18 protein-coding genes are annotated in these 16004 nt (G+C 63.6%); 8 read left to right on the plus strand and 10 right to left on the minus strand.

All coding sequences use genetic code 11. The features are described from left to right. The first annotated feature begins 143 nt into the window (after positions 1–143). Together NKI38_RS25725 and NKI38_RS25730 are read left to right on the plus strand one after the other, a co-directional pair. Complete coding sequence (locus NKI38_RS25725) at positions 144–293, plus strand: hypothetical protein (RefSeq protein WP_352632179.1); 150 nt, start codon at positions 144–146, stop codon at positions 291–293. A gap of 107 nt (positions 294–400) precedes the next feature. Then, positions 401–1435 carry an aspartate-semialdehyde dehydrogenase gene (locus NKI38_RS25730; RefSeq protein ID WP_352662417.1) on the plus strand — a complete coding sequence of 345 codons (1035 nt, stop codon included), beginning with the start codon at positions 401–403 and terminating at the stop codon, positions 1433–1435. A 161-nt stretch (positions 1436–1596) separates the two neighbouring features. Here the strand turns inward: NKI38_RS25730 and NKI38_RS25735 are convergent, their stop codons facing one another. The 3 genes from NKI38_RS25735 to NKI38_RS25745 all read right to left on the minus strand — a co-directional run bounded on the left by NKI38_RS25735 (position 1597) and on the right by NKI38_RS25745 (position 2781). Continuing rightward, the gene (locus NKI38_RS25735; RefSeq protein ID WP_352662420.1) at positions 1597–2028 is read right to left on the minus strand and encodes a growth inhibitor PemK; all 432 of its coding nucleotides are present in this window, start codon (positions 2026–2028) and stop codon (positions 1597–1599) included. Between the two features lie 3 nt (positions 2029–2031). Then, positions 2032–2301, minus strand: a complete 270-nt coding sequence (locus NKI38_RS25740; RefSeq protein ID WP_352662421.1) for a type II toxin-antitoxin system prevent-host-death family antitoxin — start codon at positions 2299–2301, stop codon at positions 2032–2034. 72 nt (positions 2302–2373) lie between these two features. Further along, on the minus strand, positions 2374–2781 hold the full coding sequence (locus NKI38_RS25745) for an ACT domain-containing protein (protein WP_352662424.1): 408 nt from the start codon (positions 2779–2781) through the stop codon (positions 2374–2376). 189 nt (positions 2782–2970) lie between these two features. On the opposite strand from NKI38_RS25745, the gene NKI38_RS25750 reads away from it, so the two are divergent. The 4 genes from NKI38_RS25750 (at position 2971) to NKI38_RS25765 (ending at position 5435) form a co-directional block, all read left to right on the plus strand. Then, complete coding sequence (locus NKI38_RS25750) at positions 2971–3876, plus strand: bestrophin family protein (protein ID WP_352662427.1); 906 nt, start codon at positions 2971–2973, stop codon at positions 3874–3876. A gap of 146 nt (positions 3877–4022) precedes the next feature. After that, complete coding sequence (locus tag NKI38_RS25755) at positions 4023–4433, plus strand: DoxX family protein (RefSeq protein ID WP_352662430.1); 411 nt, start codon at positions 4023–4025, stop codon at positions 4431–4433. Between the two features lie 18 nt (positions 4434–4451). Continuing rightward, positions 4452–4979 (plus strand): SRPBCC family protein, encoded by a 528-nt coding sequence (locus NKI38_RS25760; RefSeq protein ID WP_352662433.1) that lies wholly within the window; start codon positions 4452–4454, stop codon positions 4977–4979. Positions 4980–5171: 192 nt separating this feature from the next. Further along, on the plus strand, positions 5172–5435 hold the full coding sequence (locus NKI38_RS25765; RefSeq protein WP_352662436.1) for a YMGG-like glycine zipper-containing protein: 264 nt from the start codon (positions 5172–5174) through the stop codon (positions 5433–5435). Between the two features lie 77 nt (positions 5436–5512). Here the strand turns inward: NKI38_RS25765 and rpsP are convergent, their stop codons facing one another. The 6 genes from rpsP to NKI38_RS25795 all read right to left on the minus strand — a co-directional run bounded on the left by rpsP (position 5513) and on the right by NKI38_RS25795 (position 11101). Then, a complete protein-coding gene (gene rpsP, locus NKI38_RS25770; protein ID WP_352662438.1) occupies positions 5513–5914 on the minus strand; it encodes a 30S ribosomal protein S16 in 402 nt (133 codons plus the stop codon). Positions 5915–5967: 53 nt separating this feature from the next. Beyond that, positions 5968–6309, minus strand: coding sequence for a chorismate mutase (locus tag NKI38_RS25775; protein WP_352662441.1), 342 nt, complete (start codon positions 6307–6309; stop codon positions 5968–5970). A 7-nt stretch (positions 6310–6316) separates the two neighbouring features. Then, positions 6317–7906 (minus strand): signal recognition particle protein, encoded by a 1590-nt coding sequence (gene ffh / locus NKI38_RS25780; protein ID WP_352662444.1) that lies wholly within the window; start codon positions 7904–7906, stop codon positions 6317–6319. 278 nt (positions 7907–8184) lie between these two features. Continuing rightward, positions 8185–9141, minus strand: coding sequence for a CPBP family intramembrane glutamic endopeptidase (locus NKI38_RS25785; RefSeq protein ID WP_352662447.1), 957 nt, complete (start codon positions 9139–9141; stop codon positions 8185–8187). Between the two features lie 207 nt (positions 9142–9348). Continuing rightward, the gene (locus NKI38_RS25790) at positions 9349–9939 is read right to left on the minus strand and encodes a DUF1236 domain-containing protein (protein WP_352662450.1); all 591 of its coding nucleotides are present in this window, start codon (positions 9937–9939) and stop codon (positions 9349–9351) included. A 64-nt stretch (positions 9940–10003) separates the two neighbouring features. After that, a complete protein-coding gene (locus NKI38_RS25795) occupies positions 10004–11101 on the minus strand; it encodes a zinc-binding metallopeptidase family protein (protein WP_352662453.1) in 1098 nt (365 codons plus the stop codon). 319 nt (positions 11102–11420) lie between these two features. Here NKI38_RS25795 and NKI38_RS25800 point away from each other — a divergent pair, with 319 nt between their 5' ends. Beyond that, positions 11421–12218 carry a lytic murein transglycosylase gene (locus NKI38_RS25800; RefSeq protein WP_352662456.1) on the plus strand — a complete coding sequence of 266 codons (798 nt, stop codon included), beginning with the start codon at positions 11421–11423 and terminating at the stop codon, positions 12216–12218. Between the two features lie 145 nt (positions 12219–12363). Here the strand turns inward: NKI38_RS25800 and NKI38_RS25805 are convergent, their stop codons facing one another. Further along, positions 12364–13587, minus strand: a complete 1224-nt coding sequence (locus NKI38_RS25805; RefSeq protein ID WP_352662459.1) for an argininosuccinate synthase — start codon at positions 13585–13587, stop codon at positions 12364–12366. Positions 13588–13885: 298 nt separating this feature from the next. On the opposite strand from NKI38_RS25805, the gene NKI38_RS25810 reads away from it, so the two are divergent. Next, positions 13886–15961, plus strand: a complete 2076-nt coding sequence (locus NKI38_RS25810; protein ID WP_352662462.1) for a putative bifunctional diguanylate cyclase/phosphodiesterase — start codon at positions 13886–13888, stop codon at positions 15959–15961. Positions 15962–16004: the final 43 nt, after the last annotated feature.

Below are 16004 nucleotides of genomic sequence, written 5' to 3' on the forward strand. Positions count from 1 at the left end.
ACCTAGCGCCAGCCAAAACAATCTTGGCCGTTCGTACTTCGCGCAGCCGCGATTGTACAGGGCGCGCGCAAAACCGGGTGTCGCTCGGCAATTGACTCTTGACGCAAACCGCGTAAAAGCCGGCACCGAACAGGACAGTTTCGATGCGCGGCCTTTTGATGGCGGTTCTTGCATTCGATTTCCCTGGCCACAATGCACATCATTGGGCCGGGCGCGTCGGCGCGTCTCCTCGTTCCAGCAAGATTTCGGGTTCCAGCAAAACCACGGCCAAAACCACCACCAAAACGGTGTGATTCCCTTGGCCTAACCACCCTCTCCCGGGTCCGGCCCGGGGGACGGAACCCGCATCCGGCCAGCGGGTTTCTCCAAAAACCAAGCGGAGAGGGACAGGAGATTTCTAATGAGTTTCAAGGTAGCGATCGTCGGCGCCACGGGCAATGTGGGCCGGGAAATGCTCAACATACTGGAAGAGCGCGGCTTTCCGGTGAGCGAAGTCGTGGCGCTGGCCTCGCGGCGCAGCCAGGGCACCGAAGTGTCGTTCGGCGACCGTACGCTGAAGGTCAGGTCGCTCGACCAGTATGATTTTTCCGACACGGACATCTGCATCATGTCGGCCGGCGGCAACGTCTCCAAGGAATGGTCGCCGAAGATCGGCAAGCAGGGCTGCGTCGTCATCGATAATTCGTCGGCCTTCCGCTACGACCAGGACGTGCCGCTGATCGTGCCGGAAGTGAACCCCGACGCGATCTCGCTGTTCACGCGTAAGAACATCATCGCCAACCCGAACTGCTCGACGGCGCAGCTCGTCGTGGCGCTGAAGCCGCTGCATGACTTCGCCACCATCAAGCGCGTCGTCGTCGCCACCTACCAGTCGGTGTCGGGCGCCGGCAAGGAAGGCATGGACGAGCTGTTCACGCAGACGCGCGCCGTGTTCGTCGCCGATACCGTCGACGTCAAGAAGTTCACCAAGCGCATCGCCTTCAACGTCATCCCGCATATCGACGTCTTCCTCGACGACGGCTTCACCAAGGAAGAGTGGAAGATGGTGGCAGAGACCAAGAAGATGCTCGATCCCAAGATCAAGCTGACGGCGACGTGCGTGCGCGTGCCGGTGTTCATCGGCCATTCGGAAGCGGTCAACATCGAGTTCGAAAAGCCGATCACCGCCGACGAAGCGCGGGATATTCTTCGGGACGCCCCGGGCTGCCAGGTCTTGGACAAGCGCGAGGACGGCGGCTACATCACGCCGCTGGAATCGGCCGGCGAGGACGCCACCTTCATCTCGCGCATCCGTGAGGATTCGACCATCGACAACGGCCTGTCGATGTGGATCGTCTCCGACAATCTGCGCAAGGGCGCGGCGCTGAACGCGGTGCAGATCGCCGAACTGCTGGTCGAGCGCGGGCTGATCCAGCCGAAGAAGAAGGCGGCTTGATTTCCGCTCACGGGCCGCACCGCCGCTAGCGCGGCTGGCCCTCCGCGGGAGCGCCGGACGACCGGCGGCCCGCGGGCTCGGCCTTTGGCCGGGATGCGACGCCAGGCGGGGCTCTTCGAAGTATCCTTCGCTGACTGATCGGCGCTGCCATCCGCAAAGGGTCAGTCGCGCGGCACCTGGCGGCCTTGCCCGGCTTCCCAGATCGTCTTGAAGCGCTCCACCATCGATGAGAACAGCCGTGGCGGCAGCAGGCCGTAGTCGTAGCGACCGGTGGAGCGTGGTATCGGACGGAGGTCATAGCCTGGCCATACGAAGCGATTGCCTTCGTGGAGCATCACCCATGAGCGCTCGCCGTCTAGACCCAAGTGACCTTTGACGGCTGGTGGCAGCTCGATCGCCAGCGATGGGTCTGCTGGCGATACATGCGTGATTGGCACCACCGTCACGATCAGGCCGTCGGCGCCGCGCTCGACGGCCAGGACGATCACGCAAGGGCGATCTATCCGCCCTTCATCCTGTCCGGCTTGCTGCTCATGATGCCACAGATACGCGTAGGAGATCACGAGGCCGAGCTGCGGGTCGGGAAGCGGCATGCCTTACTTGGGATCCATCAAGGCATTGAGATGATCGTGTTCCGATGACATGCGGCCGCCGGCGATAGCTTCCACTTCCTCGCGCTGCAGATCCTTGGTCGCAAACGATTGCCGGGCCAGGTTCTTATAGTGCTGTAGTTCTTCAAACTCGACCGCCGAAACGAAATAGCCGGTTGGCCGCCCGTGACTCATCACGGCGACCGGCTCACGCTGCACGATTTCACGGTAGCGCCCGAAATTGCGGGTGAATTCAGTAGTGGGAACTTCACGCATGATGGCTCATCCTAAATCGCGTAATTTACGCGGTTAACGTAATTTACGCGATTTTTGAGATTCTGTCAAAGCTCAACCGGCGCTCTCCTCGGCCAACTCCATCAACAGCTCCAGCGCTTCCTCCGCCCGGTCGGCGGGGACGAACAGATGATCATGGTAGAAAGCCGAGACCGGATTGACGCCCATGCCGGCGGCGCCGAGCCGCGTGGTGATGGCGGCGAGGAAGCCGATGGCTTCCAGCGACGAATGGATGTTCAGCGTCACCATCCGGCAGCGGAAGGAAGCGGTCAGGCCGGTTGCGTTGGCCGCCTCCTCGGTCACGATCAGCGTCAGGCCCTCGCGTTCGCGGAACACCATCACCGGCTCGAGCCCTTGCGGCTGGGAAACGCCAGACGCCAGCGTGGCGAAGACATAGGTGCCGGCGAGCAGTTCCGGCGTCATCGATGCCAGCAGTGTCTTCAGATCGGTCTCGCCGGTCATGTCGTCTTCTCTCGCCTGCAGAAATGGGTCGCAGCCCACATGCTCCTCAATATCCGCGACCGGCGAGTGCCGATAGTCCGCGCGCTGCACAGACGACACGGCGATGTCGCTGGCGGCTGGGCTTGCGGAGCTGTTGCCGTCGCACAATAAAGGAGCTGAGGACCAGCGCCGGTCCGCGAAAGGCTTTTGATGATCGTCCGCCCGCGCCCACGCCTTCTGCACCTGTTCTTCATCATGCGCGGCTCGGTGGTGCCGCGCATCCTGCCGCAGATCCTTGGCTTTGCCGCCTATGGCGCGCTGGTGGTGGTGATAGTACGGGCGCTGAAGCTCGACTTCGGCAATGCCGGCACCGCGCCATTCGCGCTGCTCGGCGTGGCGCTGTCGATCTATCTCGGCTTTCGCAACAATGCCGCCTACGACCGCTGGTGGGAGGCGCGCAAACTGTGGGGCCAGCTCGTCTTCGACATCCGAAACCTGTCACGTGCCTCCGCCGGCCTGGTCGACGACCGGACGGAATTGCGCGGCCTGCTGATGGAAGCGATCGCCTTCTGCCACTTTCTGCGCGGTCTGCTCAGACGGGTCGACGCGGCGCCGCAGGCCCGCGCTTTCATCGGCGACGAAACCGAGATCGTCGCCAAGGCAGCCAACGCACCGGACGCAATGGTGCGCGGCATGGGCCGTCGTATCGCCGCGCTGCGCAAGGCCGGTGCGATCGATATGATCGGCTACCGCATCCTCGACGAGCGCCTGTCGGAAATCGCCGCCGCGCAGGCCGGGTGCGAGCGCATCATGGGAACACCCCTGCCGTTCGCCTATACGCTGCTTCTGCAGCGCACCGCCTATGTCTTCTGCCTGCTCTTGCCGTTCGGGCTGGTCTCCGCCGCCGGGTGGGCGACGCCGCTGTTCACGGCGCTGATCGCCTACACTTTCTTCGGCCTCGATGCGCTTTCGGAAGAACTCGAGGACCCGTTCGGCACCGAAGCCAACGACCTCGCCCTCGACGGCCTCTGCCGCGTCTGCGAGATCTCGGTGTTCGAGGCGCTGGGCGAAACCCCGCCGAAAATGCTCCCGGCGGAGAAGTTCTATTTTTCGTAGTACGCTCGATGCGAAGAGCGCGCAGCCCTTCGCCCTCTCGCGGCGGCGCCGGCTCAAAAAGAATCCGGACCCTGTCGGATCGCGGCCCGATGCCGCGTCCTTGGTTCGACCCCAGTAAAGGGCTCGAAACATCAGGAGGGACTATCATGAGCATTTCCGAAACCACGCCCGTCTCGCCGGGCGCCCTGTGGACCGGTCGCGCGCTCAGCGGCGTCATCGTGCTGTTCATGATCTTCGATGGCGTCATCAAGTTGCCGCCGCTCGACATCGTCACCCAGACGATGGTGCCGCTCGGCTGGCCGGCCGACGCGAATGTCGCGCGCATGCTTGGCATCATCGGCCTGATCTCGACCGCGCTCTACGCCTTGCCGAGCACCGCGGTGCTCGGCGCCATCCTGCTCACCGCCTATATGGGCGGCGCCATCGCCACCAATCTGCGCGTCGACAATCCGCTGTTCTCGCACACGCTATTCGGCGTCTATCTCGGCATCATCCTGTGGGGTGGCCTGTATCTGCGCGACCCACGCGTGCGCGCGCTGATCCCGTTCAGCCGTTAAGCCAAGAGGAAGAGAAAAATGTTCAGCACCATCCTCATCATCCTGCTCGTCATCATCGCCGCCGTGCTCCTCTATGCCGCGACACGGCCGAATGATTTCGTCACCTCCCGCACGGCCAGCATCAAGGCCCCGCCGGAGGCGATCTTCCCACTGATCAATGATTTCAGCCATTGGCCGGAATGGTCGCCCTACGAAAAGCTCGACCCGCAGATGAAGCGCACGCTGTCCGGCGCCGAGAGCGGCAAGGGTGCGGCCTATGCCTGGGAAGGCAATGCCAAGGCCGGCAAAGGGCGCATGGAGATCGTCAATTCGGTGCCGTCGTCGCTGGTGTCGCTGAAACTCGATTTCGAGAAGCCGTTCAGGGCCAACAACAGCGTCGACTTCACGTTGACGCCTTCGGGCGACAACACCGCCGTCACCTGGGCGATGCGCGGCAGCCGGCCCTTCATCGCCAAGCTGATGGGCCTGTTCATGAACTTCGACACGCTGATCGGAAAGGATTTCGAGGTCGGCCTCGCCAATCTGAAGCGCCTGAGCGAAAAGTGACGTCAGCCGTCCCAGCTTACGGGGCAAGCCGTAGCGTTCGCGAGCATCTCAACGAAGGCCACCAGGCATTCCCCGGGTTATCCGCAAAGGATCAAAATCCCTTTGCCGGCGATGTCTTCGGGATCAAATCGCCGAGTTGCGAGTTAGAGATTCACTTGGCGGCGGAGGCGGCTCCTACCGGAGAGGACGACAATGAAGAAAACGATGCTTTTGATGGCCCTGCTGGTGCCGCTCGCCGCTTGTTCACAAACGGAAAAGGGGGCGGCTGTCGGCGGACTGGGTGGCGCTGCCGTCGGCGCGGCGGTCGCCAACAATCCGGTTCAGGGCGCGGTGGTCGGCGGCGCTGTCGGCGCTGTTGCCGGTGCGTTGATCGGCCGGGCGAGCGAACGGGGCGAATGCCGCTACCGCGATCGTTATGGCCGCGTCTACATCGACCGCTGCCCGAGCGGCTATTGACCGTGTTCGAAACTGAAGTCGACATAGCAAAACGGCGGGTCTGGGGCCCGCCGTTTTCCTGGATGCGATAGTAACAGTTATTCGGCGGTAGCGGCTTCGGCCTCGGCCGGCGCTGCTGCGGCGGCGGCAGCCGCGGCAGCGGCGTCTTCCTGCGCCTTCCTCAAGAGCGAAGCGCGTTCCTGCGCCTTCTTGCCCGGCTCGGCCTTCTTCGGGTTGGAGCGGGCGTCGCGCTTGACGAGGCCGGCCTCGTCGAGGAAGCGCAGCACGCGATCGGTCGGCTGGGCGCCGTGCGCCAGCCAATGCTTGACGCGATCGGCGTCGACCTTGACGCGTTCGCCGTCCTTCGGCAGCAGCGGGTTCCACGAGCCGATCGACTCGATGAACCGGCCATCGCGCGGCGAACGGGCGTCGGCGATGACGACGTGATAGTAAGGACGCTTCTTCGAGCCCGCACGGGCCAGTCGGATCTTCAAGGGCATTTCTTTTCTCCTAAAAACTCTAAGTTCGTTGATTGGGTTTCAGTTGGTTTTCGTCACGCCGTTGGAAGCGGGGTCTTTGTGCCGCCGCTGCTCGAAGCGGCGATCTGTTCGTGGTGGCGGATCACTTCGCGGACGACGAAGTTGAGGAATTTTTCCGCGAAATCCGGGTCGAGATGGGCATCCTTCGCCAGCTGGCGAAGGCGGGCGATCTGCTGCTGTTCGCGTGCCGGGTCGGCCGGCGGCAGGCCATGCGTCGCCTTCAGCACGCCAACCGCCTTGGTGCAGCGGAAGCGCTCGGCCAGCATGTGGATGAGGGCCGCGTCGATGTTGTCGATCGAGGCGCGATAGTCGGCCAGGATGGTGCGTGCGTCGGCCATGTCTTTCTCTTCGTTCATGGCGTCCTCACTTCTTCTTGCCAAGGCCAGGTAGCCCGCCGCCCATTCCGGGCAGACCGGGAAGTTTCATGCCGCCGGGCAGCCCGGGCAGGCCACCGCCACCGGGAAGACCCTTCATGCCGCCAAGGCCGGATGCCTGGGCTTGCTTCTGCAAGGCTTCGAGCTGCTTGGGGTCCATCTTCGACAGGTCCGGCATGCCGCCGCCCATCATGCCACCCATACCGCCCGGCATGCCGCCGAGGCCCATCTTGTTAGCGAGGCCGCCCATCATGCCGCGCATCATGCCGCCGCCTTTGCCCTTGCCGCCCATCGCCTTCATCATGTCGGCCATGCCGCGGTGCATCTTCAGCAGCTTGTTGATTTCGGCCGCGTCGGTGCCGGAACCGGCGGCGATGCGCTTCTTGCGCGAATGCTTGAGCAAATCGGGGTTGGCGCGCTCGGCCTTGGTCATCGATGAGATGATGGCGAGCTGGCGGCCGAACATCTTGTCGTCGAGACCGGCGGCCGCCATCTGGTCCTTCATCTTGCCCATGCCGGGCATCATGCCCATGATGCCGCCCATGCCGCCCATCTTCGACATCTGCTGAAGCTGGCTGGCGAGGTCGTTCAGGTCGAACTTGCCCGACTGCATCTTCTTGGCCATCGCCGCCGCCTGCTCGGCGTCGATGTTTTCGGCGGCCTTCTCGACGAGCGAGACAATGTCGCCCATGCCGAGGATGCGGTCGGCGATGCGCTTGGGGTGGAATTCTTCCAGCCCCTCCATCTTTTCGCCGGTGCCGATCAGCTTGATCGGCTTGCCGGTGACGGCGCGCATCGAAAGTGCCGCACCGCCGCGGCCGTCGCCGTCCATGCGGGTCAGCACCAAGCCGGTGATGCCGACGCGCTCGTCGAAGCTTTTCGCCAAGTTGACGGCGTCCTGGCCGGTCAGCGAGTCGGCGACCAGCAGGATCTCGTGCGGGCTCGACACCTTCTTGATGTCGGCCATCTCGACCATCAGCGGCTCGTCGATATGGGTACGGCCGGCAGTGTCGAGGATGACGACGTCGTGGCCGCCGAGCTTGGCCGCCTGCACGGCGCGGCGGGCGATGTCGACCGGCGACTGACCGTCGATGATCGGCAGCGTGGCGACCTTGACCTGTTCGCCGAGCTGGCGAAGCTGCTCCTGCGCGGCGGGGCGCCGCGTGTCGAGCGAGGCCATCAGGACTTTCTTGTTCTGACGCTCGGAAAGGCGCTTGGCGATCTTGGCCGAAGTGGTCGTCTTGCCGGAACCCTGCAGGCCGACCATCATGATGACGACGGGGACCGGCGCATTGAGATCGATGGCGACGCCCTCGGCGCCGAGCATGTCGACCAGCTCGTCATGGACGATCTTGACGACCATCTGGCCGGGCTTGATCGACTTGACCACGGCGGCGCCGACGGCCTTTTCGCGCACCTTGTCGGTGAACGAGCGCACCACTTCCAGCGCCACGTCCGCCTCGAGCAGCGCACGGCGCACCTCGCGCAGTGCCGCCGAGACATCAGCCTCGGACAGGGCACCGCGGCCGGTCAGGCCGTTCAGGATCGAACCAAGACGTTCCTGTAGCGATTCAAACATTCGTTTTCCTTTTCCCTGGCACCCGGATGATGCCCGAGAGGTAATGCGTTCGCGCCCAGTGTCCAACCAAAAGCCAAAACCAAAAAGCACCCGGGGGCGCTCAGCGCTGCCGGGTGTTGGCCTCCAGGATCGATTTACAGCACTTGACCTCGAAGAGGTTTCGGCGTCCTGGTCGGCTTGCTCAGAGGGATACTCGTCGCGGAATTCGGGGCGTGTAGACAGGAAATCGGCGCCGGAGTCAAGACAAGCGCCGTGTCGCGTTGTCCCCTGGGCTGCAATCAGGCCGAGTTTGCTTCATCCGGAAGCTCGGCGGCAACCCTGAGCGGCGAGCGCGGATGTAAAAGCAGCATGATCGTCAGCAGGCTGCAGGCGATGCCGATGAAGGCGATGAGCACTGCATCAGCTGTCGTCCAGCCTGGCTCTTCGAGCGGCCTGGCATTGAACAGGGCGAAGGAATTGTAGCTTTCCTGATGCGAGATCAGCAGGAAGCCGGTCAGATTGTTGCCGAGATGAGCACCGAGGGCGGCGCCGAGATTGCCGGTGGCATAGACGACAACCGTCTGCAGCAGCGCGAAAGCGGCGATCGAGGCGAGCACGCAGGCGTTGATGGCGGCGGACGAGCTGGGGCTCCAATGCAGCGCGGTGAACAGCAGCGCCGGCAGCAGTGCCCAGATGAACGGGCTCCTGAACCGGTTGGCCAGACCGCGCAGCAGATAGCCGCGGAACAGCACCTCTTCCGAAGATGTCTGCAGCCAGGTGAGCGCGACGATCGGGATTGCAAACAGCAGCCAGGACGACAGACTGATCGGACCGCGCGCGATCTCGGGCCGCAAGAGATAGAGCAGGATCTCGGATATGAGCGAGGTGATCAGCACCGCGATCAGCCCCTTGAGGAAACCTGACCGCGACACGCGGCGGCTGACGCCGAGGAGCGCCGACAGCTTCTCGCCATGCACCCAGCGCATGGCGATCCACAGGCCGATCCAGATGCCGGCAAAAGAGGCGAGCGCAGTGAGGATGCCGAGGGGCGAGGCGAGAAAGCCCTGCACGCCGGATGGCGCCGCCGCACCCGCCTGCCAGGCAAAGAAGGCATAGATCCCGCCCAACAGCACGGCCACGGTCGTTGCAGCCCAGAACAGGATGACGATCGCCGTTCCCAGGAGCAGGCGTGGCAAGGTCGTCCGGGCGTTGGGCGAGCGCCTATAGCGTTCGAAGGCGGCCGAATCGATCGTCACACGGGCTCCTTGCCGAATTTGTCGCCTGTTGATCTAGCCCCTGTTGATCTAGCCGATGGCCCGGAAAATCGGAATCGATTTTCGCAAAGGGTTCATGCGCACACCTGGCCGCTGCATATCCAGGGGCGCGGTGCCGCAGGAGCGACCGCCTGCCTGGTCACCCAGGCGGCCACTGCTGTCGCGGCGGCCGGCTGGTGCAATTCCATGTCAGCGCACGACGTACACGATGCGCCGCGTCTGCGGATCGATCAGCGCCCGTTGGCCGTTCACATAGACGTAGCGATAATTGTAGTCCGGAATTTCGCGCAGCTCGACGGTGTCGGGCAAGATCGCGCCGGTCACCACTTCGCCGTCGAGATAGACAGGGTCGAGGCGATGCGTGTCGACATAGGTCCGGACTTCGGCCGGAGGCGGGGGAAAGTCATCCACGACCGGATCGCTGGCGATGATCGCGCCGGTATAGTCGGTCGAATAGTCGTCCGGCGGCGAGACGACAGCAACGCTGGAACGCCGTTGCGTCAGCACCACCCGGCTGCCGCCGAAATCAGCCGTCACATAGTCGGAATAGACCCAGCCCTGGCCACCGGCCTCGGCGATGGTGCACCATTTGCTGTTTTCGATGCAACCATTGAGCGTGGCCGACTGGCCGGCGGCAAGTACGCCGATGACAGGGTATTGCGGACCGGGCCCGGCGCGCACGTTGAGATCGGTGACGGCAGAGACGGCGGTGTCGGCAAGCGCGGCGCCCGACATCACGGTCAGCAGTCCGGCGACTGCGGGGAACAAAAGGGATTTCATGGTTTCTCTCCGTTTTCATGGTCCCTCGCCAGCGAAAACGGGTCAGTGGCCTATGCGTTCCCGCCTAAAACGCTTGCGCCAACTCACGATTTGTTCCCTTTTCTATCGGCAAACCGGTCAGAAGTTCGTGAACGAAGGCCAATTTCCGTGCCGTGCCGTCCGAAATGACGAAGGGGTAGAGGTCGGGCAGGCCCATGCAGCGGTTGATCGAATTGGAGGCTTCAGACAGCACCAGCCAGCGGGCCAGGATCTTTTCGAAAGGCTCGGGCTCGGGCGCCGGCTCGGAAGGTGCGGCTTGCAGCCCGCCGCCGGTATCGCCTTGCGGTAGGTCGTTGGCTTCCACCGTCTCCAGCCGGCCGAGCGGAAAGTTCAGCGCGTGGACCATTTCCAGCGTGTCGGTGATATGCAGATGGTGGGCCCAGGTTTCGGCCCAATCCTCCCACGGATGCGAGGTCGCATAGGCCGAGATATGGCTTTGTTGCCAGTCGGGCGCAGCGCCATTGGCATAATAGGCCTTCAGCGCCTGTTCGTAGTCGGGGCGGTCGTCGCCGAACAGTGCGCGGAAAGCGTCCAGCCTTTGCGGATCGTCGCGGATCAGGCGATCCCAGTAATAATGGCCGAGTTCATGGCGGAAATGGCCGAGCAAGGTGCGATAGTTCTCGCCCATCTCGACGCGCCGCTTCTCGCGTTCGGCTGAATCCGCCTCGGCGACATTGAGCGTGATCAGGCCATTGTCGTGGCCGGTCCGGATGCGCTCGCCGCCGGGGCCACCGCCGATCGGATCGGCGAGGAAGTCGAAGGCCAGCCCAATCTCGTCGGCAGGGTTCTGCTTGGGCGCCACCGGCAGCCCGAAGGCCAGCAGCGAATAGATGGCGCGCTTCTTCGCCGCCTCGACGCGGATCCAGCGGCGGCGGTTGCCGTCGACGGAAAGATCGGGGATCAGCTGGTTCAGCGCGCAGGCGCGGCAAAACCCCTGTCCCGGCTCGGCCATCCAGTTGCAGGCGCATTCGTCGGCGTTGGTGCAATGAAAGACGCCGTCGGCATCCGACAGCGCAAAGCTGGCGTGCTCGGGATCGTAGAGCACGAGACTCCCGCAGTTCAGGCACTGTGCGTTCTCGAAATAGAGGCGGTGGCCGCAATGCGGGCAGTCGAAGAGTTTCATGTCGGTCTCTAACCTTCAGAGCCAGCATATTCAGGGCGGCAGGTGCCCAACGCGGACCGCCAACCGGCGTTCCCACATATCGAGGCTATTCGCCGCAAGATGCCCGCCGCCAGCAGGGCCCAGGCTGTGTTAATACCCACCGAGCCGGCGCCGATGATCACGATATCGACGCCTTTCGTGGGGCCGCTTGCCACAATAATCACTTGATCGTAGGCAAATTCCACGGCATTCGCCAGCAATGCAGCGGCGACAGTGACAAGGGCGTGTTTCGCTGGCAAGTTCGCAATTGGGACGTGATTCAGGCAACCAGGAGAACAACATGGCATTTCTTGCCAAGGGAAAGATGTTTGCAGCGGCCGTAGTGTCGGTGCTTGCGCTGGCAACGGGCGCGCAGGCGGGAGCCAGCTGTGGCAAGACCAGCGCCGGCTTCGAGGCTTGGAAGCCGGAGTTCGCCGCGGAGGCCAAGTCCGAAGGTGTAGGCGCCAAGGGTCTGGCTGCTCTGGCTGGCGCCACCTACGCAACAAAGACGATTTCCGTCGACCGCGGCATTCACAAGGCTTTCAGCGGCTCGGTGGACGATTTCATGAAGCGGCGTGGTGGGTCCGCGATCATTTCCAAGGGCCGCTCGCTGAAGAAGTCGAACGCGGCACTGTTCGCCAAGATCGAAGCGAACTATGGCGTGTCGCCGGGTGTGCTGCTCGCCATCTGGGGCATGGAAACCGGCTTCGGTTCCTCCATGGGCAACCAGAATACGGTCTCCGCCATTTTGACGCTTGCCTATGATTGCCGTCGCCCGGGATTCTTTTACCCGCATGCCATTGCAGCCCTGAAGCTGGTTGATCGCGGTGCGTTGACAGCCTCGTCGGTCGGCGCCGCGCATGGCGAGATTGGCCACACGCAGTTCCTGCCCGGAAATGTCTTGAAGTATGGCGTCGGCGGCGGAAACCTGCGCGACAAGGGCACGGCGCTGGCTTCCACCGCCAACTTCCTCAAGGGTCATGGCTGGCGTGCCGGTGCGAGCGCGAGTGCGAATATGGGCGCAATTGCCGGCTGGAATTCCGCGAGCGTCTATCAGCAGGCCATCGCCCGTATCGCCACGGCGATCGACGGCGACTGATAGCTGGAATCTCCGACCGAAGGCCCGGCTATGCGCCGGGCCAACTGAATCAATCGCTTCAGTTTGAATTGGTACTTCACCGGCGGCGCCGGTGCCGACAAGCGGTCTCGGCAGGGACGCCGGGTTTGTTTGAGGCGATTGAAGATCAGCCCTTACGGTTGCGCGCGGCGAGCGTGCGCAGCCGCAGCGCGTTGAGGCGGATGAAGCCGGCGGCGTCCTTCTGGTCGTAGGCGCCACGGTCGTCCTCGAAGGTGACCAGCGCATCGGAATACAGCGTCTTCTTCGACTTGCGGCCGGTGACCATGACGTTGCCCTTGTAGAGCTTGAGGCGCACCGTGCCTTCGACGTCTTCCTGGCTCTTGTCGATCATCGCCTGCAGCATCAGCCGTTCGGGCGCGAACCAGAAGCCGTTGTAGATCAGCTCGGCGTAGCGCGGCATGAACTCGTCCTTGAGGTGGGCGGCGCCCCGGTCGAGCGTGATCGATTCGATGGCGCGATGCGCTGATATCAGGATGGTGCCGCCGGGCGTCTCGTAGACGCCGCGCGACTTCATGCCGACGAAGCGGTTCTCGACGAGGTCAAGCCGGCCGATACCGTTGTCGCGGCCGAGATCGTTGAGTGCCGCCAGCATGGTCGCCGGCGACAGTTTCTTGCCATTCAGCGCGATCGGATCGCCCTTCAGGAACTCGATCTCGATCTCGGTGACCTTGTCCGGCGCATCCATCGGGGACACGGTGCGCTGGTGGACGAATTCCGGCGGCTCCACCCACGGATCCTCCAGCACCTTGCCTTCGGAGGACGAGTGCAGCAGGTTGGCGTCGACCGAAAACGGTGCATCGCCCTTCTTGTCCTTCGGCACCGGAATCTGGTGCTGTTCGGCGAAATTGATCAGGTCGGTGCGCGACTTGAACGACCAGTCGCGCCACGGTGCGATGACCTTGATATCGGGGTTCAGCGCGTAGGCCGAGAGTTCGAAGCGAACTTGGTCGTTGCCCTTGCCGGTGGCGCCGTGCGCAATCGCGTCGGCACCCGTTTCCCTGGCGATCTCGACCAGATGCTTGGAGATCAGCGGCCGCGCGATCGAGGTTCCCAGAAGGTAGGTGCCTTCATAGACGGTGTTGGCGCGGAACATCGGAAAGACGAAATCGGAGACGAATTCCTCGCGCACGTCGACGACGCGGATGTCCTTGATCCCCATCATCTCGGCCTTGCGGCGTGCCGGCTCGAGTTCGCCGCCCTGGCCGAGATCAGCGGTGAAGGTGACGACTTCGGCCCCGAGCTCGGTCTGCAGCCATTTCAGGATGATGGATGTGTCGAGACCGCCGGAATAGGCGAGCACGACTTTCTTGACGTCTTTGGCCTTTGACATTTCTACTCCGTCGATGGCGGACGCCCCAGCCGAGGCGTCACGGATTGTCGGAGGGCCTTTTAGCAGGAACGGCAAAGCGAGCAAGCACGCGCGCGCCCAGACTTCTGATCCAGCGCGTGGCGGGCGGCGACCTGAGCAAGGGAAACAACCTGCTGCAATCAAAGGCTGCATTTACTTGCAGCATTTAATCAAGTTTTCACGCCCTGCCGCTAATATGAGGACAAAGCTGTGTTGGCGACGTGCCAGGACGGCCTTGCCTGCTTCACTACGGGCACCCTCGGGCTTTGGGCTGTTCCTGATGCGCGTCATATCATGTATCGTCACGGAGCATAATCTGTGGCTCGTCCTGCTGGCGGCGCTGATGTGCGTCACCGGCTGCTGGGTGACGATCGGCCTCTTCGACCGTGCCAGGAAAACCGCCGGCGTGCAGATGCGCGGCTGGCTGTTCCTGACCGCGGTCGCCGCCGGTTCCTCGATCTGGTGCACGCACTTCATCGCCATGCTGGCCTATCAGCCGGGCGCGCCGATCACCTTCGATCCGGTGCTGACCATGGTATCGCTGGTCATCGCCATCGCCGGAACCGGAGCTGGCTTCACCCTTGCATCCGACAAGCGCCGGCGTCTTGCGCCGGAGTGGGGCGGATGCGTCGTCGGGCTGGCGATCTCGGCCATGCACTACACCGGCATGATGGCCTATCACGTCGCCGGCATCGTCGAATGGGACGGTTCCTATGTTGCCGCCTCGCTGGTTATTTCGGCGGCATTTTCCGCCGTGGCCGTCGGCCATGCCGTGCGCCGGCCATACCGCTGGTCGCAATATCTTGGTATCGGGCTGCTGGTGCTGGCGATCGTCGGCCTGCATTTCACGGCGATGGCGGCGGTGGCGGTGACGCCGCTGTCATTCATCAGCACCGGCACCAATCCCGATATTCTCGTGGCGATGGCGGTCGCCGTCGCCATCGTCGGCCTGATCGTCGCGGCCACCGGCTTCGCCAGCTATCTGATCGACGAACGCGGCCGCCTGGAAAGCTTCGAGCGGCTTCAGCATCTTGCCCTCAACGACGCCCTCACCGGCCTTGCCAACCGGGTCTCCTTCAACGACCGCCTCGACCATGAGATCGACCGGGCACGCGAGGACAAGGGCACGATGACGGCCGTCATCGTCATCGATCTCGACCGCTTCAAGGAGATCAACGACCTCAGGGGGCACGCAGCCGGCGACCAGGCGCTCAAGATCGTCGCCCGAAGGTTGGCGAAACTCACCGGCGACGGCGAATTCGTCGCCCGGCTCGGCGGTGACGAGTTCGCCGCGATCAAGCGCTTCAAGGATCAGAACGACCTTCTCGGCCTGGTCTCGCGGCTGGAGAAATCCCTGTTCGAGCCGTTGCGGCTCGACGATTTCGAAATCGCCGCGGGCGCCAGCATCGGCGTCGCGGTCTATCCGCGCGACGGCGCCGATCGGGAGCGGCTGGTCAGCAATGCCGATCTTGCCATGTACCGGGCAAAGAACGACGTGACGCGGGCCGTCTGCTTCTACGAATCCGCCATGGACGAGACGGCGCGGGCGCGCCGCGCGCTGGCCACCGACCTTCGGCAGGCGATCGAGCGCGGCGAGCTTTCGCTCCACTATCAGGTGCAGACCTCGGTTCCGACCGGCGCCACCTGCGGCTACGAGGCGCTGCTGCGCTGGACCCATCCCGTGCATGGCATGATCCCGCCGGTAGAGTTCATCCCGATCGCCGAGGAGAACGGCTCGATCATGGCGATCGGTGAATGGGTGCTGCGGACCGCATGCCGCCAGGCGGCCTCATGGGACAACGGCCACAAGATCGCGGTCAATTTGTCGCCGGTGCAGTTCGCCCATGCAGATCTCGCCAAGCTCGTTCACCAGATCCTGGTCGAGACCGGGCTGTCGCCGAAACGCCTGGAGCTCGAGCTGACCGAATCGACGATCGTCGCCGACAAGGTGCGGACGCTGCATGTCCTGCGCCAGATCAAGGCGCTGGGGGTGACGATCGCGATCGACGATTTCGGAACCGGCTATTCCTCCCTCGACACGTTGCGCTCGTTTCCCTTCGACAAGATCAAGCTCGACCGTTCGTTCATGGCCGATGTCGAGCGAAGCCCGCAGGCCAAGGCGATCATCCGCGCGGTGCTGACGCTGGGCCGCAGCCTCGACATTCCGGTGCTGGCCGAGGGCGTCGAGACGCATGTCCAGCTCACCATCCTGCAGGTCGAAGGCTGCAACGAGGCGCAAGGCTATTTCCTCGGCCGGCCCAAGCCGATCGACCAGATCACCGGGGGCGCCGATGTCCGGAACGATCAGCTCGTCGCCGAGGAACCCGCGAGGATGCGGCTGAGCAGGCGGGCATAGGATTTGCAGCGGGTGGCCGCCCGCTGGATCGACCGCTCGCTTG

Origin of the sequence: Mesorhizobium sp. M0621, assembly GCF_040320745.1 — a bacterium.
Taxonomy (GTDB): Bacteria; Pseudomonadota; Alphaproteobacteria; order Rhizobiales; family Rhizobiaceae; genus Mesorhizobium.